Below are 24,617 nucleotides of genomic sequence, written 5' to 3'. Positions count from 1 at the left end.
ATATTCGGACAGACTGGTATTATAAAAGCATTGATTGACAGCGCTTCCATTTTTGGAAATAGAACTGCTCAGTCAAAGGCAATGTAAAGGCTAGCAGCCAGAATCCTGCTCCAGGAACAAAGGACGGTCATGCAGGGGGGGATGAAATAAAGTTCGGAATCCGCACATGATTTTACTCATATCCAAGGAGGTTTTATGAAAGTGAGAAAAAGAGCATTCATTTGGATGATGACTTTGACAATGGTATTTTCTATGCTACCATTTTTAGGGTCGGTAGTCGCCGCTGACAGTGCGCCAGGTACAACCGCAGCTAGCAGTGCGCCAAGTGCAACGATCTATGTTGCTACAAATGGCAACGATAACACAGGTGACGGATCACAAGAAAAGCCGTACAAAACACTTGCCAAGGCAAAAGCAGTAGTCAGAACTCTGCCTAAGACCGGCGGTGATATTGTCGTTCAAATTGCGGATGGATATTATTCGCTTGATGAAACCCTCGTTTTTAACAAGGATGATTCTGGAAGTGCAAGCAGCACGATTCGCTATGAGGCTGCGCCGGGGGCGAAGCCGGTAATCAGCGCAGGTGAAATGCTGGAAAAAGGCGTATGGACAGAAGCTGTTGGCCTTACCCAGACTGGCGGCTTAACGGCATATAAAACGACCCTTAAACGGAGCGATAAGTTGCGTGCAATCTATGTAAACGATAAGATCGCCAACATGACGCTGAGCTCGCAAATCGTTTCGGCCAACAGAACCGTCAACGGCACACCTACAGCTAGCTTTACCTCTGCCAATAACCCTTGGGCGTGGCAGAATGGCAGCAACATCCGGGCGGCTATCGTATTTGATGCCAACGTAGGTCTGACGACGGCAACGAAAAATCCCCAAAACATCGAAGCCGAAAGCATGGGCGGCTCTACCGCCAGATGGTCGAGGCCTTTTGTCACCTTCGCGTCGATCGAACAGGCGCCGGCAGCCAGCAACAAGCCCGGCGGTGTCATGCTTCGGTTTCAGATGCCGTATGGGGCGATTTCGCAGTCTTTGAGTAATAACACGCAATACAATCCAGGTAACAATCAAGTCATCCGCAACGCTTTCGAATTCTTCAATAAACGCGGAGATTTCTATTTCGACCAGGCGGAAAGCACGCTTTATTACATCCCGCTTGTAGGCGAGGATATCAATACCGCCGACGTGGTCATTCCAAGGCTTGAGAAGGTCCTCGATATAAGAGGGATCCCTGTAGGAGATCGGTTGAAGCCTGTGGAGGGCTCGGATGATGGACGTGTCAAAAACATAACCTTCAATGGGCTGAAGTTTGCCCATACCGACTACAAACTGTATGAACTGACGGGCACCTATACACTTAGCGATGGATCCGGTCCGGTAACGACCAGTTCCCGCGGCTTCGCGTCCGTTCAGGGCTCTATCGTGAACACCGTTTATTTCCCCAGCAGCATTAACTGGCATGAGACTTTCTACCGAGGGTATGACATACCGCCGGCAGCGGTAATGATCAACGCGGCGAGAAACATTAAAGTGCTTAACGGCGAGATCGGGCTTACCGGATTTAATGGCATCCATGTGGAAAACGATGTCAAGGATATCGAAGTCACAGGCAACTATATCGCAGATACGCTCGCTTCCGGCGTTGTAATCGGACATCCGCATCATATCTATGAAAATGATGAGCCGATTAAGCATGAATCTAGTGTTTTGGTCTCTGGAACGCCAATAAGGAACTGGGCTGGCGTTGATAAGGAGAAATTTAAGACAGGTACGGAAGCCGTGCCGGAAAATATTTATATTACAAATAACTTTTTGTATAGGAACTGCTATGGATTCCCGGGAGCCAACTCCCTAACCTCTTTCTACACAACGAACATGCAGGTACTGCACAACTACTTTTATGACTCTACTTACGGCGCTATGAGCATCGGCTGGGGCTGGGACGAATATGATGGGTTCGGCTTTACTACCCAAGGGACCAACAAGACCGGCGGTCCTTACCATGGTACGCATGAAACGAGTATCGCGAGGTCTCCAGTGCTCTCTACGACCTCTAGGAGCAACAAAATAAACTATAACCGGGTAGAGGAAATTTGTACGATAGTTAACGATTCCGGAGCCATTTACTCACTGGGGAGGCAGGGCGATCCGGGTAATTTGCCGGGCGGAGGAACATGGGATACCATCAACACTTTGACCAATAATCCCGTCACCGACAAGAAAAGTAACTGGCATTCTGACAACTGGACGAATTTCACCGAGATGAACTACAACTTTCTTGACCCGAATCCAACGGGCAAGCCCACGACCTCCAACAACTGGACGAACGGGTTCCACCCCGACGAAGGCAGCACGTTCATCAAGATGATAGGAAACGTTGTACAGTCAAAGCTCTCCCATGCCGTTGGACAGAGCCGCCTTTATGAGTTTAACAACTGGAAACGCAAAAGCGATATGATTGCCGTCGAAGGTTACGTGGACGGGAATAACAACCAGAATGGCGGCCCTAGAATTACTTATGACAATTTCAAAAGCGAAGCCCGCATTTGGCCGGTTAAGGGCAACGAAATCGTTTTGAATTCGGGCCTTACCAACGAATACACTCATATGATCCCAAGAAGCCTCATTGCCGATACCGAGTTTGAGCTGGCTTCCAACGTTATCGTGGGTGTAGGCGGTGAAAAGGTGAGCCGCAGGGGTCTGCTAAAAGCTGAAGACACGGTTTGGCTTGCGCCCGCGAACACAACGGTTTTTAAAGAAGGCATTACAATGACAAAAGCTGCCGGCAACGCAAAGTCGATCAACACTCCATCTGCCGCAGGACAATACAAACTATATATCGTATACGGAGACGGCAGAAAAACCGCCATTTCCAAGCATACGGCATACGTCGACACGAGTGAGTCGGCAACCAATGTGGAAAATGGGAAAAGCTACGAAGTTTCAGCGGTACGGCCTCTTAAACTGACTTTGAGCGATGAATACTCCTTTACGCTTAACGGAAAATCCGTGTCGGATGGGTACGAAATCCGTACTGCAGGAAGCTGGACCTTGGTAGGCAGCACTTCGATGCCTGCAATAACCATTAACTTTACGACTACAGTATCGGTAGCCAATAAGCTGCTCCCGGCTGACGTGTCCGTTGCCCCGGGCGGGACAGTCAGGTTTGTGTACGATTTGGACGACGCGACAAAAAAAATATGGATTTCCTCGTCAAGCGGCGGACATTTTGATGGAGGCGACGATGAAACAGTGGCCTCCGGCGATGTGCTCGGCATGTCCGCGCCTAAGGTACCCGGTCCATACATTATTTATGTATTGGCGGAAGACGGAGAGGTACTAAGTCAGTCGCACGCAAGTGTTGTGGTTAGCGATACGACGCCTGTCAACCCAGCAGTCGACAAAACCCTGCTGACCGCCTTGATTGAGGCTGCCAACAACAAGGACGTTACGATTTATACAAGCCATTCCTGGAACGTTTTTGCAACCGCATTAAGTGAAGCCAAAACTGCCGCCTCAAATGGTGAGATCGGGCAGGCAGCAGCGGACCATTCCTATTACGCGCTTCGTAACGCGATCAAAACGCTTCAACTGTTACCAAGCGGAGTTGGGACTGCTGCTTACGGTACGCCTGTTCTTGGCGGTTCCGAGCTCGACCCACGCTGGAATACGACCGTTACACTGCCGATTCTTAAGCATCTGACTATGGTGAACGGTCCGACGGACGGCTTCGCTAAAGTGCTATGGGACGATACTAATCTGTATGTTCTGGTGCGTGTAAAAGACCCTGTGCTGGACAGCAGCAGCAGCAGCGCGCATGAGAAGGACTCGGTCGAGATCTTTGTGGATGAGACCAACAGTAAGCAAACCTCCTACGGCACAGGCATGGGACAATACCGGATCAACTATCTGAATGAGAAAAGCTTTAATCCAGACAGTGTCAGTGCAGGAGTTGAGTCTTTTGCCAAAGTCGTGGATGGCGGTTATTATATTGAAACTAAGATCCCCTTTAAAGCTGGTGTTCCTAAGGTTGATTATGTCATTGGATTTGATTTGCAGATCAATGACGCGAAAGCAGCTGGTGGCCGTCAGGACATTATCATGTGGCACGATGCAACCGGACAGTCTTATGCTAACGGCTCACAATGGGGTGTGATTACACTGGTGAAGGAGTCTAAACTGGCAGTCTCTGGAGCGGCCGGAGCGACGTCCATCACGACAAAAGACGGCACGCTGCAAATGTTGGCGGGAGTGCCCGTCGTATGGTCGGTGACCGCAGAAGACGGATCGGAGACAAATGCGGCAATCATTAGCGAAACAGGATTGCTGTCGGCCAAAAAGAACGGCGTCGTGAAAGTAACGGCGATAGCCAGCGGGTCCGGTATGAGCGGCAGCGCGCTGATCTCAATCAGCGGTCAAGAAGGCGCGTTGCTAAGTGGAGCGGAGACAGTTGAAGGCGGGAAAAACGTTGATATTGAATTCAGTTTGGAGCATTCTGGAACAGATATCAAAGCGCTAGATATTACGATTGATTATGATGCGGATAAGCTGGAATTTGGATCAATGGAATCGCTCCAGCAAGATTTTAAACTAGTCGGTGAAATGAATACGGATGGCAAGCTTAGAATCATAGCGACTTCTATTGGAAATACGAATATGACAAACGGACTGATTAAGCTTAAGTTTAAAGCTGTTGCAACGGATCATTCTCAGATCGCATCCATTCGTGTTACTAAGTTAACGGTTGCTAATAGCGCGGGCCAAGAGACAGATTGGGCTGGTGCAACTCACACCGTCAACATTAATAAGCTGGATAAGTCGGGCTTGCTGCTTCTAATTGCGGAAGTGCAAGGCGCGCACGATGCAGCCATTGAAGGCGTATATCCTGGCCAGTATCCATCAGGCTCTAAAGCAACTCTGCAGGCAGCAATAGAAAGAGCCAAAGTGGTTGCGTCGACTCAGGGAATAAGCCAGGCTGAAATTGAAGAGGCGATCATGAAATTGCACGCGGCTCTGCAAAGCTTTATTGATTCAAGGATTAAAGCAATCGAAGGAGATTACAATAACGACAATAGAGTAAGTGTTGGTGACCTTGCGATTGTGGCTTCGGCTTATGGTAAAAATGATCAAGATTCAAATTGGAATGAGTACAGAAAGTTGGATTTGAATGGCGACGGTCATATTGACATCGTTGATATCTCGATTCTGGCTCGTAAAATTTTGAATTAATTACGTGTAAAAATAAAGAATTGGTGGCCTTAGTTGAAGTAACTCTGAGCCGCCCTTTCTTTATTTTTGGCTTTATATTTGATAAATAGATGTACGGAATGTCAATTACAACAGAGCGAGAAGTTATGAATCGCAAATATTAGCTTGATCAAATCTTAAATCGCGAAAGGATGGGAATTCGCTTGAAATATCGAGTTGGAATGATGCTTCTAGCTGCTTGGCTCGCAATTTCCTTGCTGCCGGCGTACGCGATGGCCAAGGACGCCACTTTCAACTTGTCAGTCTCCAAACATGTGTCCATTAACGGAAATCAAGTTGTGGTGACGGTGACGGGCTCGGATCTTACCGACGTTTATGGCTTCGAAATCAATTTGAAGTACGATAAAAACAAACTATTGTACAAAAAAAGCGCAAGCTTGCTGCAAGGGTTTTCCGTTCCGATCACTCCTGAGGATGGCCTTGTCGTGTTCGCACATACGAAGGTGGGCAAGGTCGACGGCCTATCGGGAAAAGTCGAGCTCGCTGCAATCACGTTCGAAGTAATTGGTAATAATACGTTAAAGTCGACAGTAGAATTAATGCGCGTGAAGCTGGTGAAAAGCGATCTTACTGATACGGTTGTCGAGCCGAAAACGAAAGCAGTCATCGCAGTGCAAGCAGCGGGAAATTCCGGTACATTCAAGGATATTGCTGGCCACTGGGCCAAAGAAGGGATCGAACGCGCTGTCAATATGGGGATTGTAAGCGGTTACGGAGATGGAACTTTCCGTCCGGATTTGAAGATTACGCGCGCGGAGTTCGTTGTGATGACCGCAAGGGCGTTTGATTTCGAAGCGAAAGGCGGGATGTCGCTAAATTTCAGTGATGTAGATAAAATTCCTGTTTGGGCAAGGTCGTATATCGCGGAAGCTGAGCAAGCTGGCCTTATTAAAGGCTACGAAGACGGCAGCTTTCGTCCGAACCAATTGATTAGCAGGTCCGAATTGGCGGTCCTGATCATGAGGCTGTACGACGGCGAGCTGAATCCGAACGCAAAGGTCTTATTTGCCGATAAGCAGCATATTAAGCAATGGGCGCTTCCGTCCGTCGCTTCCGCCGCTGATTTGGGAATAATTAAGGGCAAGAACGGTAATCGTTTCGCTCCTACGGATCCTGCTACTCGGGCTGAAGCGACGATTATGCTGCTTCGTCTGCTTGATGCAAAAAAGTGATACTTGATATCCAGAAATCATTTGTTCTCGACATTCTTGCTTAGGAAATAAAAAAAGCTTCAATCAATAATCGGAGGCATGTTTTCAAAAATGTGCTTCCTTTTATGCCTTCGGTTGATGGAAAAGGTTTTTGCATGGATATCTATTATGCCAATGTCTGCTAATCTGCTAGTGTGCAAGTTTATTTAGTAGCAGTAAAATACAATTCTCCTAAAATTTCATTCTCTTGATAACGATTTGCTGAAAGCTCTTGTTCAATAAAAGACTTTATGTCTGCATGTTCAACATCATACATAATTTCAATTTCTTTGGAGAAAAGAAGCTTTTCTTTTTCAATCAAGCGAGAAAGGGCAGGGACGGGTTTCGGTTGTAGTTCTTCTTGGTTTAGAACTTTTTTCAAGCCGTCAACATATAATTCTAACGGACGGCTGCCTACGATTTTTACGCCGTTATTTTCCTCATTGGTCATTATAATGGTCGGAAAGCCTCTGACACCCAAGCTTCTAACTAGATTGAAATCATCTTGTAACCATTGATGACCAACCTGTTGTTCAGCTTCGTTTATAATAGATTCTCCATCGAGGTTGATTTGATTTACGATTTCAATCATAACGGTTTTATCTGAAATATTTTGATTAAAGGCAAATAGCGCTTCTCTTGATCGACGTAAATATTCGGCTGCTTTTTCATCAGTATATTTTTTTTGAATCACCTTAAATACACGAGAGGGTGGGTAGGATGATTGCACTGGATTATCGATCATTAAAGTTCCATCAATGGGCATTCTTGAATATTCTCCAACTTCTCTCCAGTGAGCAGCCACATCGGATGGTTTACTAATTCCGTTTGCGGGATCGATGGGTCCGTCATGCCATTTTTCCAGCAAACCGCCCATAACCGTATGAAAGTTAAAATAGTTTCCATATTGCTCTACAAAACGACGAAGTACAGGTTCAAGCGCCCAGCAATGCGAACAAATCGGATCGGTCACATAGTAAAGATTTACTGCTTTTGAGGGCTGATTGAAATCAATAATCCCCATTTCCTCTTCGTCAGCTACACCACATACACCTGTTTGTAGATCACAAACCATATTATTATTGTTCACCATTATAATTCCTCATTTCTTAATTTAAGAAGCAGAGACAAGCGAATAAGCACTTATTACTCTCCCTTAGCTTTTTTAAAGGCGAAATACCTATTTGTTTGCTTACAATTGCATTTTATATCATAATAAAAACCATCAAAACCAATAGTTCTGTGGATTTGTCGTTTATACAACATGTTTAAGCAATTGTTGTAGAAGTAGGAGGTTGACAAAATGACTGAATCAAAGACGGACCCTAGAGTTTTACGGACCCGCAAATTAATTATGGATGCTTTCATCGAACTCTCAGGGAAAACGGAATTTAAGGACATTACAATAAAGGATATAACCACAGAAGCTATGATTAATCGTGCAACTTTTTATTATCATTTTGAAGATATATATGACTTGTTGGAAAAGGTGCTGTCCGAAGTATTGTTAGTTAATTTGAATTATGATTTCTATCAAAATGACGAACTGAATGAAGAAACTTTTGTTACTATTTTTGAATCGATAACGAATTTTCAAAAGTCATTATCTAGTCGTTGCCACAGAGGTTATGAAGATACCATTGCCCGTATTATTAGGGAACAGCTCGAAGTTATTTTTTACAAAATGTTATTAAAGCAAAATAAAAAGGAGAAGGATGAAGCTCTAAAACTTACAGCTGTTCTGTTAGGCTGGGGAATTTATGGGGCTTCTGTAGAATGGAGAAGAGGTAGCCAGATGACACCTCCGAAAGAATTTATCAAATTAGCGATTCCCTATATACAGACTGGAATTAATAGAATTTAAGGTGGAACGAAAATATAATGAAAATAAAGGGGCTTAGTGATTTAAGGCCCTATTATTAGCAAAACTCATGTGGAGTGCTAGGTGTCACTGGTGAGAAGTAAGCATATAAGAGTCACATTTACATGCAAGTTGAAGCCCGGCCACACTAGGTTTGGGCTTTTGTTGGGTGCGCCTAGCATGAGCGCTATTGAACATAAACAACTTATAAGACTTTTTTTCTGAAGTGGAATTATCCAATCCAATTGTTCGCAATTTCGATATCCTTATAATGAAAACCAAAGGCTAAGAAAATAAAAGAAAAAACTTTATTCCACTTTGCAATAAAGTGAAAATCTGATACGATATAATTATAGTCTATAGATTTAGTAAGGATTAAAGGGAGGCACTTTTTTCATGGACAAATTGACACTTGATTCCATAGATGAAATGACACATCTAGATCAACTCGAGGCTGAAGCGATTTATATTATTCGAGAAGTAGCGGCGGAAAGTGAAAATCCCGTGATGCTGTACTCGATCGGTAAGGATAGCTCCGTGATGCTGCATTTGGCGCTGAAAGCATTTTATCCGGAGAAGCCGCCGTTTTCTTTCATGCATATTGACACAACGTGGAAGTTCAAAGAGATGATTGAATTCCGCGACCGCAAGGCGAAAGAATTCGGAATTAACATGATTGTTCACTCCAATCAGGAAGGAATTGATCAAGGGATCAACCCTTTTGATCATGGTTCCGCCTATACGGATATAATGAAAACGCAAGCCTTGAAGCAAGGACTGGACAAATACGGATTTACAGCTGCCTTTGGCGGTGGAAGACGTGATGAGGAAAAGTCACGCGCGAAGGAGCGGATTTTCTCATTCCGTAATAAAAATCATGCATGGGATCCGAAAAATCAGCGACCGGAAATGTGGAAGCTTTACAACACTAGAATCAATAAGGGTGAAAGCATCCGTGTATTCCCGATTTCCAACTGGACGGAAAAGGATATCTGGCAATACATTCGCAGAGAGAATATCGATATTGTACCTCTCTATTTAGCGAAAGAACGGCCTGTCGTTAATCGCGATGGACAAATTATCATGGCGGATGATGAGCGAATGAGGCTCGAGCCGGGTGAGAAGATTGAAATGATGAAGATGAGATTTCGCACATTAGGCTGCTACCCGCTTACTGGCGGTGCCGAGTCAGATGCGGACACGCTGGATGCTATTATTGAAGAAACGCTTGGTGCGGTATCATCCGAACGGACAACAAGGGTTATCGATCAAGAAGAAGCGGGCAGCATGGAAAGACGTAAACGGGAGGGCTATTTCTAAGATGAAGAGTCTGCTTAAATTTATTACTTGCGGAAGCGTGGATGACGGAAAATCCACTTTGATAGGACATATGCTTTATGAGGCTAAGCTTTTGTTCGCTGATCAGGAGAGAGCATTGGAGCTGGACAGCAGGCTGGGAAGCCGCGGCGGCAAAATTGACTACTCCTTGCTTCTTGACGGGTTGATAGCCGAACGTGAGCAAGGAATTACGATTGATGTGGCATTTCGATATTTTACGACGGATCACCGTTCATTCATTGTAGCGGACACGCCGGGGCACGAAGAATATACACGCAACATGGCGGTAGGCGCATCCTTCGCGGATCTTGCGGTTATTCTGGTGGATGCAAAAAAAGGGATTATTACTCAAACAAAGCGCCATACCCGAATTTGTGCCCTCATGGGGATTAAGCATCTAGTCTTAGCGGTAAATAAGATGGATTTAGTTGGTTTTGATACGAAGATATTTGATGAAATCAAAGAAGAATTCTCTCGCATCACCACGGAATTCCAGTTTGAAAGCATTCAAGTGATCCCTGTTTCTGCAACAGAAGGGGATAACATTACAAAGAAGTCGCCGAATACACCTTGGTACAAGGGTCTTGCTTTGCTGCCCTATTTGGAGAGTGTTGATGTTCATTCGAACGATGACGTGAAGCCGTTTATGATGCCCATTCAGCGGGTATGCCGACCAGACCACACATTCCGCGGATTCCAAGGCCAGATTGAAGCCGGAAGCATCGCAGTTGGCGATGAACTGATAACTCTGCCTAGTCGTGAGAAGGCGAAGGTAAAACGCATCTTTGTCACAGACCAAGACAGGAATTCGGCTCATGCCGGACAGCCTGTGACTATTCAATTGGATCGAGAAGTCGACGTTTCACGAGGTTGCGTGTTTACGAAGGACAATGACCTCCAAGAGGCGGACAGCTTTAGCGCCACGATTCTTTGGATGGATGATTCTTTCCTGACGCCGGGAAAAGATGTTCTGGTGAAGGTAGGTACAAAGGTTCTTCCTGGTACGGTGACGAAAATTAATCACAAAATCGATATTAATACAGGCAATACGGTTACAGCCGATCATGTGGTTAAGAATGAAGTGGCTAAATGTGAAATTTCATTATCGGATGGTATTGTTTTTGATACGTTTGAAAAAAATAAAAGCATCGGTGGATTTATTCTCATCGATCGTGTAACAAATATGACATCCGCTTGCGGCGTCATTGACGAAGCTCTTCAAAGTACTGACAATGCCGACCGAATCGATACGGAAATCACAAGAGATGTTCGTGCCCAGCAAAAAGGACAGCAGCCATTAACGCTTTGGCTTACTGGTTCAGTTGCGGACAACTCGGCTCTTGCGAAGGAAATCGAGAAACGGCTGGTATCGAGAGGCTATCATACGATGCTAATCAACAACAGCTTAGGAGAATCTGTACGTCAAATCGCAGGTTATGCCACATTGCTGAACAATGCGGGACTTATCGCATTGGTACTGGCTGGTACTACGAACGGCAACGACCAAGCCATTGCGCAAGAAATAATCGGCCAAGCCTTTTTGCCAATCGATGTTGCTGTAAACAGCAATTCGATCCAAGAAGCGGCCAATGCTGCCGTGAAAATTGTTGTGAAAGCTCTCATTCAAGTTTAGTTTTATGTTAATTTCGATCGAGACATCAAGAAAAGCATATAATGGTTCATATAAAAATGCACTCAAAAAGCCGCCTTCCAATTCATTGGAAGGCGGCTTCTCCTGCTTATGCATAAAATGTTACAGGTTTCGAGGGGATCACTTGAATTTTGTTAGACAGCCATAGTAGTGTCTTGTAAAATGAAAATGCCAACGAATGAAAGAACTAACGGAGATAACACTATTTTATAGGGGAGTAGATAAATAATGAAACAATTAATGGAATCAATCCAGTACAATAGCGGCATCTTTCCGAAAAAGGAATTGTTGCAAATCATAGAGCGCAAGGAAGAGGCCGCTCCTTATTTGATGGAACTGGTGAGAGCTTTTATAGATAACCCTGAGCAGTATATAATTGAGGCAAGCCGAATTGATCTGCTGTATGCCCTCTATCTTTTGTCGCAATTTAGGGAGAAGCAATTATTTCCGGAGCTAATCAAACTCCTGCAATTGCCTGAGGAGACGCTGGACCTGGCTATTGGAGATGCCTTAACTGAGGGAACAGGCAGAATGCTTGCAAGCGTATTTAATGGTGATGTACAAGCGTTGTATCAGCTCATTGAGAATGTAGAAGCTGATCTATTTGTCCGTGGTCAAGGCATGCTTGCCTTAACTATACTTGTTTTGGAGGGAGTGCTTGAGAGAAGCGACATTGTTGCGTATTTGGGGAGCCTGCTATCTGAGGACAAGCTGAATGAGGATAACTTTGAGTTTAATGGGCATGTCGTTTACAGCTGTATAGAGTTGCATCCGTTTGAGAACTATGAAGTGATTCGTGATGCTTTTGAGAAAGATAAGATCGACACCTCGATGATTAATTTAGAGAATGTAGAAGAGGCTATGAATGGTTCACTAGAGCAGATTTTGGACAAAAGCAAAGGTCAATGGAATAATCAATTAATTACAAATACGATCTCGGAGATGGAATGGTGGGGATGCTTTGAGAAATCAGTTGCTGCGCATAATCCTAAGACAACGCAAAGCAGGACCTTCGGGTACAAAGCAACTCCTGTTGTGAAGTTGGCAACCCCAGGCCGGAACGAACCTTGCTCATGCGGAAGCGGCTTGAAGTATAAGAAATGCTGTGGCAAATAAAAGAACATCGCCTGTCCTATAATGATTCACTTGGATTTGATACTACAGAATGGCAAGTAAATTAACATTGTCTCAACTGGTAAAAAAAGTTCATTCAGCTTCTCAAGAGGAGCTTGTTGAATTGGCAGAAGGGATGATTAGAAACAGCAAAGAGGCAAGAGCGTTTGCTTCAATCAGGCTCAGGGGCGAAGAGGGCTTGTTGGAACTGGCTTCGGAAGCCAAGGCAGAAATAGATAAGGAGATGGAAATGCAATTCGTCAAATACAAGAGGCGAAGGATAATGGGTTCGAAACAATCATGTTTTACGTAGGTTTAGGCGATTACCGATTGAATATAGATCGGGTTGCTTCACGAGTTGAAAATGGTGGGCATCCTATTTCTACAGAAGACATCATTTAGAAGAGATCAATCCTCAGTAAAGAATCTGCTTGCTAATCTATATTTAATTGATTACTTAATTGTTATCGATAATAGTGATTTAGATGGTGTAATTGTATTGGAAGCTGGTTTCAAACACAGTGCAATCAAATATATGGCTGAGACTATTCCTAATTGGGTAAAAACAATAGAACAGCATTTTTGTAATAACGTAAACGTAAATAAAAATGAAAATGCATAAACCAATCAATGTTATTTCACAATGGTTGGTTTTTTTCGTTTTTTTATATCATAAATTTTAGGACTCTAACCTTAGAAAGGGTATCTGCTATACTAGAACTAATGATTATATAAGCAGAGGTGTGGACATGGATATTAGTCAAACGATAGAAGAACATATTCGTGGTATGCAAAAATCAACGATTACGCTTGAGGAACTGGAATCGCTCTTTGTCGGCGTTGTTATAGAAACACGTGAGTTTGCAACTGAAGTGCTTGCTTTGGAAAAGGCTAAGGTGTTGGATGCGGTAAAATCAGCTGGACGAACGACAAAGCAGCCGGAAATTGCTTATCGTTATCGGGTCAATAAACAACGATTAACTAAGCAGCATCATCAGCTGTTGCAGCAATATCGTCTCGATATCCACCCAGCGATTCAGCTTGATGGTTATTTTGCACTGTCCGTACAACAATTTGAAGAGGACAAGCCTTGGATTGTGTTCATTAATAACTATTTAAAGAATGAAGGTTTTCCTAAAGAAGCCGTACCTGCACCAGAGAGAAGCTTCCAACTGACTGGGAATGAGAAGTGGATAACGGATCTCGGTGGATATGCATTGCTTAAGAGACTAGGTCTTTGGGAGAGGCTGCTCATCTATCCGGTGTCAGACCCGCTTATGCTCGCTGTAAACCGAACTGCCGGGGATAAGGAAGGGTTTAATTGCTGTTTGCACCTAATTATCGAAAATAAAACAACCTTTCAAGCACTTCTCCCTGTGTTGTCAGGTTCAGCTTTTCACACATTGATTTATGGTTGTGGCAATAAGATAACTGGAAATATAGAAATGCTTGACCTGCAATACCCAGTTATAGATTGCGAGAAACGCATCTACTACTTTGGAGATATTGACTATGAGGGTATTCGGATTTGGTATGAAACGGATAAGCGGCTTCCCATTCGTCCGGCAATTCCTTTTTATGAGGCATGTCTATCCAAGCCACACGCAATAGGTAAAACGAATCAAAGAAGAAATGAAGCGGCAGTTCAAGCTTTTCTTGGCTATTTCTCGCCGCAGTATCAGGAACAAATTGAAACCTGTTTAACATCAGGAGGCTACTATCCGCAGGAAATCTTAACTAAGCAGCAATTGCAACAAATTTGGGAGGGGGAGCAGTGGAAACAATGGATCACTACGAATTAGATAACATGATATCTGACTTTCACGAACGAATGTCGAGGATCGCACTTTTTGACCCATTATTTGAGCTGCAGCGGAAAAAACAAACGGATGCTGAGGGGCAGTCGATTGATTTGATGGAGCTCGGCATGCTGACTTTGCTGTTCTTCTTTGAGCAGAAGCTGATGCGAAATAATAAAGCAAGTGTGAAGGAGCTTGCTATTTATTTATTCAAGATAATAGATGGAAAACATAGAATCGAGCTAGCTGACTGCGAGGAGTTGGCGCGAAGCATCATTCAAGTGTTTCGTCCGGCCTCTGGAAAAAAACGTGAATTTAGTTTTTATAATTGGGAGGCTCGCGAGAGAGGGACCGTGTATACGTCGATTCTTAGAGCGAATGCCTTTGATTCAAAAACCAATACGCAGTATTACGCGCTGGACGAGGACGGGCTTGAGCTTGTATTTGCAACAAAGGAGTTTTACTCGGAGTTCCAGCTGTCCATACATCAGCTTGTTTTGCGTAAGCAGTTGGAGAAGGGGGAGTTTCAAGGCGCATTAAGACAAATAAACGAAATGCGTGTTGAGGTGGAGTCCCTTCAGGAGCGGATGATAAAGCTCGAGCATGAAATTAAGCGCAGTATCGTGTCAGAGGAAACGCTGAAGCGCTATAGTAACCTTCTAGAGGATATTTACACAAGACTACAACGTGAAAACGAGGAATTCGACGAGTTGCGGCAATTCGTAAACGAGACGAGAATGCGGCTTTATACGGATAATAGTCTAGAGAAGCAGCAGCGTGCTTATGAATATATTTTACGTATTGCAAGTGAATTGGAGATGGTTCATAGCGATCATTCAGGGTTGCTTAAGCAAAGCATGGATTTGAAAAATCAGGCACTCTCCTCGGCAAAGGAATCACTGTACTATACCGGACTAAGTTCATTTAATTTTGATCAGGATATTTCAAACTATATTATGGGAACACCATTGCCACTCCAATCGCTGAAAGGTATTGTGTCGCCCTTTATCGGACTGGAACAGACAAAAAGCTGGTCGCCTCTTACCGTTTTTGGTGAACAAAGTATTAATGGCGCTGGAGAACATGAGGCAAGAGATGAGGTATTCCTAGAGGCAGCAGGTGACGCAAGAGATATCGGATTCATGAGAAAAAGGCGTGCTTTGTTTGTAGAAGTTATGGAGTTGCTCATTCAAGAACTTGATCAGCACACTCAGATTGAACTACTTCAATTACTAGAATGGATTAAATTAAATAACGAGCGTGAGTGGCTGGCATTGCGGAGCTTTTATGATTTTTGGCTGATTATACATCAGCGCAGTCCTGTGCGTGCATTGTCGTATGATCAAAACGAGGAAGACTCCGGATTAGAGGAAGTATTCAACATGCTTGGTAATCGGGTACTTCTTGTACAAGAAGCTTCAGGCATCATAAAGGTTGATGCACGTTATCACATTCAAAATATGAAGCTAACATGGGGTGAAGAACAAGATGGCTTATGACAACGATACGGTAATGCGAGCTTTTAGGCTCTATTCTCAGCTAGCTATGAACGGAGTCATTGAGAAAGATCGGTTACAGGAATATATGGCTGATGATGAAGTCAGAGGGCTCCTTGATCAATTTGCAGCAGAGGTGGATTGTGCAGCGCTGGTTGCAGGCGATCAACTTTTTCTAATACCGCTCGTCCGACTGTCACCATTCCATGTTAGTAATGAATATTTGAAGAAGACTTATATGCGAGGCTCGGCTGTGAATGCTGATTTATATCTCATGTATATGACGATAATAGTATTTATTGGCGCTTTTTATGATAGCTATCAAAGTCTGGAACCAACCCGTAATTTCATTCCGCTCGATGAATGGGCTGTGCTTGTACAGGAGCGAATGGAATTGCTTAAGGAGCATAGTGAGGAAGAGTTAAAGCAGTACGAAGGTGAGTTTTCTTATAACTGGTCAGCCGTCATTGAGAAATGGGATGTGATGGATGATATTAAAGAGACGGCGAAGCGTCAGACTGGTAATACGATCAGTAGACTCAGCTTCCTCGATACGGTCAGACGATTTCTCATGGATCAACAGCTGGTAGTGGAAATCGGTGAGGGAGAACTTGGTTTAACTGAAAAGACGAAGGTCATTGTACAGCGTTATTTTATGGAGCTGGAATATAACAGAGGTATCCTAAACTTCCTTTATGACCTTGATAATCAAAAAAAGAATGGCGAGGAGGCTCAGCATCATGCCGGCGATATCGAAAATTAGGTTCACTCATATTCTCTATGAGGGCGGTAATAAACGTTATAACGATGAGACGTTTTTGTTCGATGGTCATAATGCTGCGATTGTGCTTGAGAATGGCGGAGGTAAAACGGTATTTATTCAAACGGCATTGCAAGCGATGTTGCCTCACACTGATCTTGCTGGGCGAAAGCTTAAGGATACGCTGCTGTTGGAGAATGGACCCGCGCATATTGCGATTGAATGGATACTAAATGATAAGCCGCGTCGCAGATATGCGGTTACTTGTGTCAGTATTTTCTTGAACGGCAACAATATTGACTCTTATCGCTACGCTTATGAATATGGTGAACATGATTCGCACAGCCTCGATCACATTCCGTTCGTAAAGGAATATATGGGAAAGACAAGGCCTTCTGATAAAGGTGAAATTCAAGAATATTATGCCTCGATGACGCATCGGTTTCCTCTGACAGCCCGCACCTTTGCTACGATTAAAGAGTACAAAGCTCATTTAGAGGAAGCTTTTCATATTATTGCGGCTGAGTGGGAATCAATTGTAAAAATAAATGATACGGAGGGCGGAATTGAAGCGTTTTTTGATGAATGCAAAGCGACTTCACAGCTGTTCAACAGACTGCTGATTCCTACGGTTGAGCGAGCGATGGGTGGGTACGAACAGGACACCTTTGTTAAGATGTTCGAATCTCATCGGGAGGGCTTTAAGCGATATAAAGAGCTTAAGGAACAGATTTCAGAAAATCAGCTTATATTGCAGGAACTTAATCAGTATGTGTTGCTTTATGAAAAACTTAATAAGTCTGAGGAGCAATACAATGCAGCACGTGGAGAAGCAAAGGCGTATCGTATACTGACGAGACTTCAGCATGCAGAGCAAAAGGCTGAGCAATCGAGTTTGGGAGAACGGTATAGGCAGTGGGAGAGTCAACAGGAGTTGTTGCAGCGTCAGTTGAAGTCATTGGAGCTTGCTGAAGTGGAACAGGAGAGAACGGCGATCGTTGTGATTCTTCAGCAATTGCAGGAAGAAGCAGACAGCGTAAATGGACGGTTGAGGCAGGCACAGCGATCTTATTATTCCATGCAATATGCTGAGCTTAGGGTGAAGCATGAGGGGGCGCTAGCTAGACTGACTCATTTGGAGAAGCAGATGGCAAGATTAGAGCAGAGCGAGGATGAGAAGCAACTCCAGGAACGATGGGAGCAAAATGGCGGGGAGCTGAGAAGTGTTTTCGCACAAAGGGAGCAGGAATATACGACTGAACTACAGGAGTACACCGCGGAGCTAAACCACTTGAAGCGGGAATTGGCTAAAACGGAAAAAATGATAGAGAGTCTACAAGGCGATTATCGTATTTGGGAATTAAAACAGCAAGTGAATCAAACGATGCTGAAAGAAAAGAATCAGCAGAGGGATAACTTGGCTCGTAATATTTTGGCGAACCCAACGCTAGAGAAAATAGAGGAACAGATTCCAATTTGGTCAACGCGTCAACAGCAGCTGGAGGAAGAGAGAATTGATCATCTTCGTCACATTAAACAATTAAATGATGAACGTGGCGTTGTTATGGACGGTCAGAAGGCGTTAGAAGGCGAAATTCTAGATGCTGATCGGATGAAGACGAAGCTGGAACAGCAACAAGAGCAACTGCAGGCTGAGCATATAGCAGTGATTCGAGAGCTTGCTATATTACGTCCTAACTGGGAAAGGTTGACTTTGATTTATGATAAGGAAGCTTCAATTATAGATCAGTTAAAAGAAGGCATTGTGAAACGGCAGGAACAGAAAGAGCTTTATTTGCAAAAGGAACGGCTCGCTTATCGGTATGTGGACGATTATAACGGGCAGGATATCTTTTTTGCAGATCCAATGGTAGAGCGAATGCTAAAGTCATGGGGAAGGCAGTTTACATTGCTGCAGACAGGTATTGAGTATCTAACGGGGCTTGGAATTGACCTTGGTGAGAGTGAATGGAAAGATGACAGGTTCTGGGCAGTGACGCTTGTGACAACAGATTCGGAGAAACCGGCGCTTAAACAGAAACTGATTACAGTAGAGGATGAATTCGCTTATCCCATTCGAGTACTTAGCGTATCGGAGGCTTCTGTACTGGTAAGAGGATTACAAGAAGAAGATCAGGAGCAATGGATTGTTCCTACACATTGGAAAGCTAATCGGGAAACAGAAACTTTTCAGCGGTGGAAGGAAGATCTTCTTCAGCATGCGGAGCTTATTAGGGAGGAACGTGAGAAAAAGGAAGAGGAACTGCAACTTTGGCAGAGAACAGAACTGCAAGTAAGAAAGTTTCTGGAAAAATATCCATTGTCGCAGTATCAAGCCATTGAAATTCAAGTCACGGAGAAAAGAGAGCAATTATTTGGATTAATGAAAGAGCAGAATCAGAGAGGCCATCTTGTGAAACAGCTTGAGGAATCGATGGAAAAGTATCGTATAGAGCTGACCGAAAAGCAGGATCTTATCCACCAATTATCAATTTGGTTAAAGGACGGACAGCTTTATTTGACTCTTGGTACGGAAATGAAAAAGATAGAAAGGGAACTGGCACCGATTCAGGAGCAGATGACAAGCCTGAATAGCCAGCTCAGAATGAGTAAACATACAATCGAGGGGACTAAAGTAGAGCATGAAGCTGTAATAGTTTCTTACAATGATACGAATACGAAGCTGCAAATATTGAGGAACGATGATATGTATCGAGCTGCACAAAGCTTCGTGTACGTGAAATCCAGTCGTTCATTAGTAGATCTTAAGGAAGTTCATAAGGTACTGGAACGTGAACGCGACGGTATGATAAAAGAACGTAAAGAGCTTGAACTTGAACGTAATCACGAACAGGAGAAGGAAGGAGAGGCAAAAAGCGGCATGCAGCAGCTGCTTCGAGAGCATCCGGAGCTGGATATTAGGGCGAATCTACCGATTGATTTGGAGACGCATAAGCAGGAAGAGTGGAGCCGAATTGAACAGTATAATGAGCAAGTGCAATTTGTTGCTGAGAGGCTGAACCGGAAGCGAGACAAACTGAAAAAGATAGAAGTGAAAACGGAGTTTCTGATGCAACAATTTAATGAAAGTTTTTCTGGAGAACAGCCCACTCCGTTCGAGACTGCATTACTGGATGTGAAGAGCGGTTTAGAGCAAACGGTAGAGAAGCTTAAACTTGAGAAGAAGGAACTTCAACAGCGAAACGATTATGTAGAGGGTCAACTTCGTGAACTAGATAGCGTCATGCAGCTTTGGGAGAAATATATGTTGTTGCATAGGCTGGATGATGACCGCCTGCAACCAATTCAAATGGAAGAGAATAAAATGATAGATTTTCTTTATAAACGAATGAGTATCAGTGAGCGCTCCATTAAGATGCTACAATCTAATTATGAAGCGGTAGAAAAAGAGAGCAGTCGGGTTCGCAAAGGCATGTATCATTTTAAGGATTATTGTATTTCACATGTTAGAGATATTAAACTGCGACAAATGGCGATTCAGGGAGTTGAAGTGAAGGAAACGTATTCAGAGGTGACCGAATTTCATCGGACGATGGAGACGAGAATTCGTAAAGCAATTCAATTTATGATGGAAACGATTCAAACGCATGATCGTGATTTGCAAGAATTCATTCAACGCATCCATATGCATCTGAAGCAAATTGTACAAGAGCTTAGGGAATTGCCTAAGAAGACTCGCATTCGGACAGCGGATGGCTGGCGTGAGATATATAGCTTTACGATACCAGAATGGGATGACAGAGAAGGGAAAGACCGGGTTCGCGAGCATATTGAATGGATTCTTAATCAACTGGAGAGAGGTCAATTTTTTGACGAGCAGGGGAAAGAGCTGCAGAATGATGTCCGTAAAAGTCTGGAAAAATGGCTTGATTCGAAACAATTACTGCAGGTTGTCCTAAATAGTGAGACGATGAAGGTTATGTGCCGCAAGGTAACGAATGATCATCAAGTGACGAAGGCAGCCTATTCATGGGAGCAATCCAATCGTTGGTCTGGTGGCGAGAAATGGAGTAAAAATATGACGCTGTTCCTTGGGCTACTCAATTATGTAGCTGAAAGAAAGCAGTACATTAAAGCCAGTATGAAGCTCCATAGGACCGTCATACTAGACAATCCATTTGGTAAAGCATCAAGCGACCATGTTCTTAGTCCGGTATTCTTTATTGCGGAACAACTTGGTTTTCAGATTATTGCACTGACTGCTCATGCGGAAGGAAAGTTTCTGCAGGATTATTTCCCAATCGTTTATAGTTGTCGTCTCCGCATAGCTTCGGATGCCTCTAAGCAAATTGTAGAGTCATCGAAACGAGTTCAACATGCATATTTAAGGGACAATTCCCCTGATACATTGGAGAGAATTGATGCGAGAATGGGGCAAATTACACTATTTTAACAACATCGTTAATGGCAAAAACTTGCTGCATTATCCGTGTTGTGAATAGATCATGCTGAATGATCCAATCTTTGTGACAGTACAAAGATTGGATTATTTTAATTATGATTGAAAAGACATCGTTTTGTGTTCACAACGTCAAAAAATTCGACAATACCGGGACGGATCTCGAGGACTTGATCTCGATCATGACGATTGGACTGATCATAGCCATCGAGAGCTTCTAAACGGGGAAAGGCACGAAGCTCGCGGCTCGTTGTATCGAGAACGAAATATTTATGCTTCTGCGGTCTTTGAAGAAGACGCGCAATGACGTTACTTTGCATGACCCGATTGGCTCGGATAAGGAAGGAAATGAGATTACGTTGATCGATATCCTTGGTACTGAGGTGGACGATATTGTAGAGCGGGATCAGATTAAGATTGAGCTAAGAATCTGAATATATTCGATGACCGCGAGAAGGAAGCAATGATTGCTTGGTTTGGTTTAGAGCATGGCAGAAGTATTTTTCATATTATCATTAGAAATATTAGTTAATATGTGGGGGTAAAACTATAATTTGTTAAGTTGTTTTGTATGCGCTTACATTCTATAATTTAGCTATTCAAGACCTTAGTGGTCTTGGAATGATACTTGAAAGAAAAAAATTTGAAGATAGGAGGGACGGATTTCACGTTATAAAACAGGGCAAGTTACGTAATCAAAGGCAATATTCAAGTCGCATGTAGGCAAGCAGTAACCACTACAAAAATTTTAGGAGGTAATTTATGTTTAAGCTAAAAAAGAAAGTCGTTACGCTAGTGATTGCAGCCTCAATGGGTATTTCCAGCTTGTTTGCAGTATCCGCAAGTGCAGCTACAGACTACTGGCAAAATTGGACCGATGGTGGCGGGACAGTAAATGCTACGAATGGATCTGGCGGGAATTACAGTGTTAGCTGGTCAAACACCGGAAATTTTGTTGTGGGTAAAGGCTGGAATACCGGATCGCCAACTAGAACAATTAACTATAATGCCGGCGTCTGGGCGCCGTCTGGCAATGGGTATTTGACTCTTTATGGATGGACAAGAAACTCACTCATAGAATATTACGTTGTTGATAGCTGGGGCACTTATAGACCTACAGGAACATTTAAAGGAACGGTCTCCAGTGACGGAGGAACCTATGATATTTATACGACTCAACGAGTCAACGCGCCGTCCATTGACGGAACAAAAACGTTCACCCAGTTCTGGAGTGTCCGCCAATCTAAGAGAGCGACAGGCAGTAACGTCGCTATTACTTTTAGCAACCACGTAAGTGCATGGCAGAGTAAAGGCATGAACCTGGGAAGCAGTTGGTCCTACCAGGTGTTAGCGACAGAAGGATATCAAAGCAGTGGCAGCTCTAATGTTACAGTGTGGTAGCAGGTCATCTGCAAGCAGGGCAACGGATGGGCGCCCGATGAATCTAGTGTGTGGAGAAAGTGTTTAACCGTTTGACATCGTTGGGCACATGGAGGACCGTTTCCCGAAAGGTGAACGGTTCTCCATGTTGCCAGAGGCGAATTGTAGTCCATCATGGCCTATCGTTTTGCCTTAAAGTTTAAAGGAGATATCACAATGAGAAAACTCATCGTTTTTTTTATCCTAGCAATCATGGTTGTTGTCAGCGCTTGTTCGGAGGAAAAGGACAATAAAACTTTGGATGATAAGCCTGATAACTTTGTCTTGGTCAAGGGCGGACCGTTTATGAACAAGAAGTCCAACTACTATGGGGAGAAAGTAGCCTTATCGAACTTCTATATTAGCAAATATGAAGTAACTCAAAAAGAGTGGATGGAGATCATGGGGAGTAACCCTTCACAATTTAAAGGCGACCATTTGCCAGTAGAAATGGTGAGTTGGTATGACGTTGTGGAGTACTGTAACCATAGAAGTATAAAAGAAGGCTTAACACCGTATTACACTATAGACAAGAATAAAAAGGATCCGAAAAATACAAGTGAAAACGATCATTTAAAATGGACGGTGACGATCAATACAGGAGCTAATGGTTATCGATTGCCGACAGAAGCAGAGTGGCAATATGCAGCAGGTGGAGGTCAGAAGAGCAAGAGTTACATTTACAGCGGAAGCAATCATGCAGATGATGTAGCATGGTATTGGAAAAACGCTGGAGATAAAATGTTATCAGGAGAATGGAACTGGCCTTTGGTAGAAAACAACCATAACCAAACAAAATCTATCGGTGCCAAGAAGCCCAACGAGTTAGGGCTTTACGACATGTCAGGAAATGTAAGGGAATGGTGCTGGAATGGTTATGGAGACTCGGAAAGCAATAGTAACTCTACCCGAGTTGTGAAGGGCGGAGGCTGGTTAGGCGATGTTGGCGAGTTATCTTATCTGAGCAATTTTGAGGCGAATGGCATGGGACCCGATCAAGGCTTTCGTGTGAGTCGCGACGAATAAAGGATAACATCCCGAAATTAGTTTTGAGTCTACGTTGCTTAACAGAGCAATATAGATGAAGAATTCCAACGAATAAACTCATAAATGGATTCGAGAATCCATGCATGTCTAAAGAGTTCAGATGACTGCTATGCAGCCATTTGAGCTCTTTTTGTCTTCACTAACTCCAATCAGACCAGCGATTGTGCAATTTTCGAATACAACGGCAGGAATCGCAGCCCATTCCCCCGGCAAGAAAGTCATTTTTCCAAGGTAAAGACAGTTTTCATAATATACATTCAGGGCTCGATTATCTACAGTAAGGGTATCGCAAACGCAATCATCACAGTCACTCCAACAAGAAGGGGCAGGTACATGAGAACATTTAAAAAGAATTTCAGTTTAACCTTATTAGCTTTACCGGGTATCGCGCTTTTGTTTATTTTTGACTATGTACCACTTTACGGGTTATTGCTTCCCTTCAAAGATTATAAATATGATCTTGGGATTTGGAATAGCCCGTGGGTAGGATTTGACAATTTTCAGTTTCTATTTAAGGGCGATGTCATACAACGCGTGCTGAGAAACACACTGCTCTATAACTTGGCGTTCATTGCGTTAGGTACGATGATTTCAGTCACATTTGCACTGATGCTTCGGGAGATCAGCAAGCGATTTGTGAAGGTTTACCAGACCGTGTTGTTCATTCCTTATTTTATTTCATGGGTAGTAGCAGGGTTTGCCTTCCGCGCACTCCTCGATATGGAATATGGCGTTCTGAATAAGGGATTGGAGATGTTTGGAATTGCGCCGGTTATGTGGTATAACGAGCCGAAATATTGGCCTTTTATTCTCATCATCGGAGCGGTATGGAAAGGACTTGGGTACGGAGCAGTCATCTATTATGCGGCGCTGATGGGCGTGGACTCGGAGTATTATGAAGCGGCCAGAATAGACGGGGCAGGCAAGCTGCGGCAGGCGATTTCCATCTCGATTCCGATCATTAAACCGATTATTATTATGATGGTTATTTTACAGATCGGTAAAATTTTCTATAGCGATTTCGGATTATTTTATAATGTAACCCTGAATTCGTCTTCTCTGTATTCAACGACGGATGTAATTGACACCTTCGTTTATCGATCTTTAGTCGATATGGGCGATATTGGCATGGCTGGAGCAGCTGGCTTCTTCCAATCTACGGTCGGTTTCACCTTGGTCATATTGACGAATTATATCGTGAGAAAAATTAATCGTGAAAATTCATTATTTTAAGGAGAATGTCTCA

The 24,617-nt window shown here is 43.6% G+C and carries 16 protein-coding genes and 1 pseudogene; 16 read left to right on the top strand and 1 reads right to left on the bottom strand.

What is annotated here, in order from left to right:
- The first annotated feature begins 195 nt into the window (after positions 1–195).
- Together E0496_RS36570 and E0496_RS18640 are read left to right on the top strand one after the other, a co-directional pair.
- Positions 196–5,238 (top strand): sugar-binding protein, encoded by a 5,043-nt coding sequence (locus tag E0496_RS36570; RefSeq protein WP_161601478.1) that lies wholly within the window; start codon positions 196–198, stop codon positions 5,236–5,238.
- A 182-nt stretch (positions 5,239–5,420) separates the two neighbouring features.
- The gene (locus E0496_RS18640; protein ID WP_161601477.1) at positions 5,421–6,449 is read left to right on the top strand and encodes an S-layer homology domain-containing protein; all 1,029 of its coding nucleotides are present in this window, start codon (positions 5,421–5,423) and stop codon (positions 6,447–6,449) included.
- Positions 6,450–6,630: 181 nt separating this feature from the next.
- On the opposite strand, the gene E0496_RS18635 is transcribed toward E0496_RS18640, so the two are convergent.
- Positions 6,631–7,560 (bottom strand): DsbA family protein, encoded by a 930-nt coding sequence (locus E0496_RS18635; protein WP_421924195.1) that lies wholly within the window; start codon positions 7,558–7,560, stop codon positions 6,631–6,633.
- Positions 7,561–7,770: 210 nt separating this feature from the next.
- On the opposite strand from E0496_RS18635, the gene E0496_RS18630 reads away from it, so the two are divergent.
- From E0496_RS18630 to E0496_RS18565, 14 genes and pseudogenes are all read left to right on the top strand, one after another.
- Entirely contained in the window at positions 7,771–8,331 is a 561-nt protein-coding gene (locus E0496_RS18630) for a TetR/AcrR family transcriptional regulator (RefSeq protein ID WP_141503254.1), read from the top strand.
- 393 nt (positions 8,332–8,724) lie between these two features.
- On the top strand, positions 8,725–9,648 hold the full coding sequence (cysD, locus tag E0496_RS18625; protein WP_241674864.1) for a sulfate adenylyltransferase subunit CysD: 924 nt from the start codon (positions 8,725–8,727) through the stop codon (positions 9,646–9,648).
- Position 9,649: 1 nt separating this feature from the next.
- Positions 9,650–11,299, top strand: coding sequence for a GTP-binding protein (locus tag E0496_RS18620; RefSeq protein WP_141503252.1), 1,650 nt, complete (start codon positions 9,650–9,652; stop codon positions 11,297–11,299).
- A 246-nt stretch (positions 11,300–11,545) separates the two neighbouring features.
- The gene (locus E0496_RS36565) at positions 11,546–12,433 is read left to right on the top strand and encodes a DUF1186 domain-containing protein (protein ID WP_141503371.1); all 888 of its coding nucleotides are present in this window, start codon (positions 11,546–11,548) and stop codon (positions 12,431–12,433) included.
- Between the two features lie 49 nt (positions 12,434–12,482).
- On the top strand, positions 12,483–12,743 hold the full coding sequence (locus tag E0496_RS18610; RefSeq protein WP_141503250.1) for a hypothetical protein: 261 nt from the start codon (positions 12,483–12,485) through the stop codon (positions 12,741–12,743).
- Between the two features lie 51 nt (positions 12,744–12,794).
- Positions 12,795–13,052, top strand: a complete 258-nt coding sequence (locus E0496_RS18605; protein ID WP_206669807.1) for a hypothetical protein — start codon at positions 12,795–12,797, stop codon at positions 13,050–13,052.
- A gap of 127 nt (positions 13,053–13,179) precedes the next feature.
- Positions 13,180–14,232 carry a Wadjet anti-phage system protein JetD domain-containing protein gene (locus E0496_RS18600; RefSeq protein WP_141503246.1) on the top strand — a complete coding sequence of 351 codons (1,053 nt, stop codon included), beginning with the start codon at positions 13,180–13,182 and terminating at the stop codon, positions 14,230–14,232.
- Complete coding sequence (locus E0496_RS18595) at positions 14,214–15,728, top strand: replicative DNA helicase (RefSeq protein WP_241674879.1); 1,515 nt, start codon at positions 14,214–14,216, stop codon at positions 15,726–15,728. Before E0496_RS18600 ends, E0496_RS18595 begins: the two co-directional genes overlap by 19 nt.
- Positions 15,718–16,488: a DUF6063 family protein gene (locus E0496_RS18590; RefSeq protein WP_141503243.1), complete on the top strand. Its 771-nt coding sequence runs from the start codon at positions 15,718–15,720 to the stop codon at positions 16,486–16,488. Before E0496_RS18595 ends, E0496_RS18590 begins: the two co-directional genes overlap by 11 nt.
- Positions 16,466–20,899 (top strand): coiled-coil domain-containing protein, encoded by a 4,434-nt coding sequence (locus E0496_RS18585; protein ID WP_141503242.1) that lies wholly within the window; start codon positions 16,466–16,468, stop codon positions 20,897–20,899. The genes E0496_RS18590 and E0496_RS18585 overlap by 23 nt, the downstream gene beginning before the upstream one ends.
- A gap of 104 nt (positions 20,900–21,003) precedes the next feature.
- Positions 21,004–21,398, top strand: a pseudogene (locus E0496_RS18580) (sigma factor); the annotation flags it as partial.
- Positions 21,399–21,667: 269 nt separating this feature from the next.
- Positions 21,668–22,306, top strand: coding sequence for a glycoside hydrolase family 11 protein (locus E0496_RS18575; RefSeq protein WP_141503240.1), 639 nt, complete (start codon positions 21,668–21,670; stop codon positions 22,304–22,306).
- A 195-nt stretch (positions 22,307–22,501) separates the two neighbouring features.
- Entirely contained in the window at positions 22,502–23,350 is an 849-nt protein-coding gene (locus tag E0496_RS18570) for a formylglycine-generating enzyme family protein (protein WP_141503238.1), read from the top strand.
- Between the two features lie 354 nt (positions 23,351–23,704).
- Entirely contained in the window at positions 23,705–24,604 is a 900-nt protein-coding gene (locus E0496_RS18565; protein WP_141503237.1) for an ABC transporter permease, read from the top strand.
- Positions 24,605–24,617 lie beyond the last annotated feature (13 nt).

This window comes from Paenibacillus luteus (assembly GCF_006542765.1).
Lineage (GTDB): Bacteria > Bacillota > Bacilli > Paenibacillales > Paenibacillaceae > Pristimantibacillus > Pristimantibacillus luteus.
The sequence above is the reverse complement of the archived record's forward strand: the minus strand, read 5'-3'. Positions and strand labels throughout refer to the sequence as shown.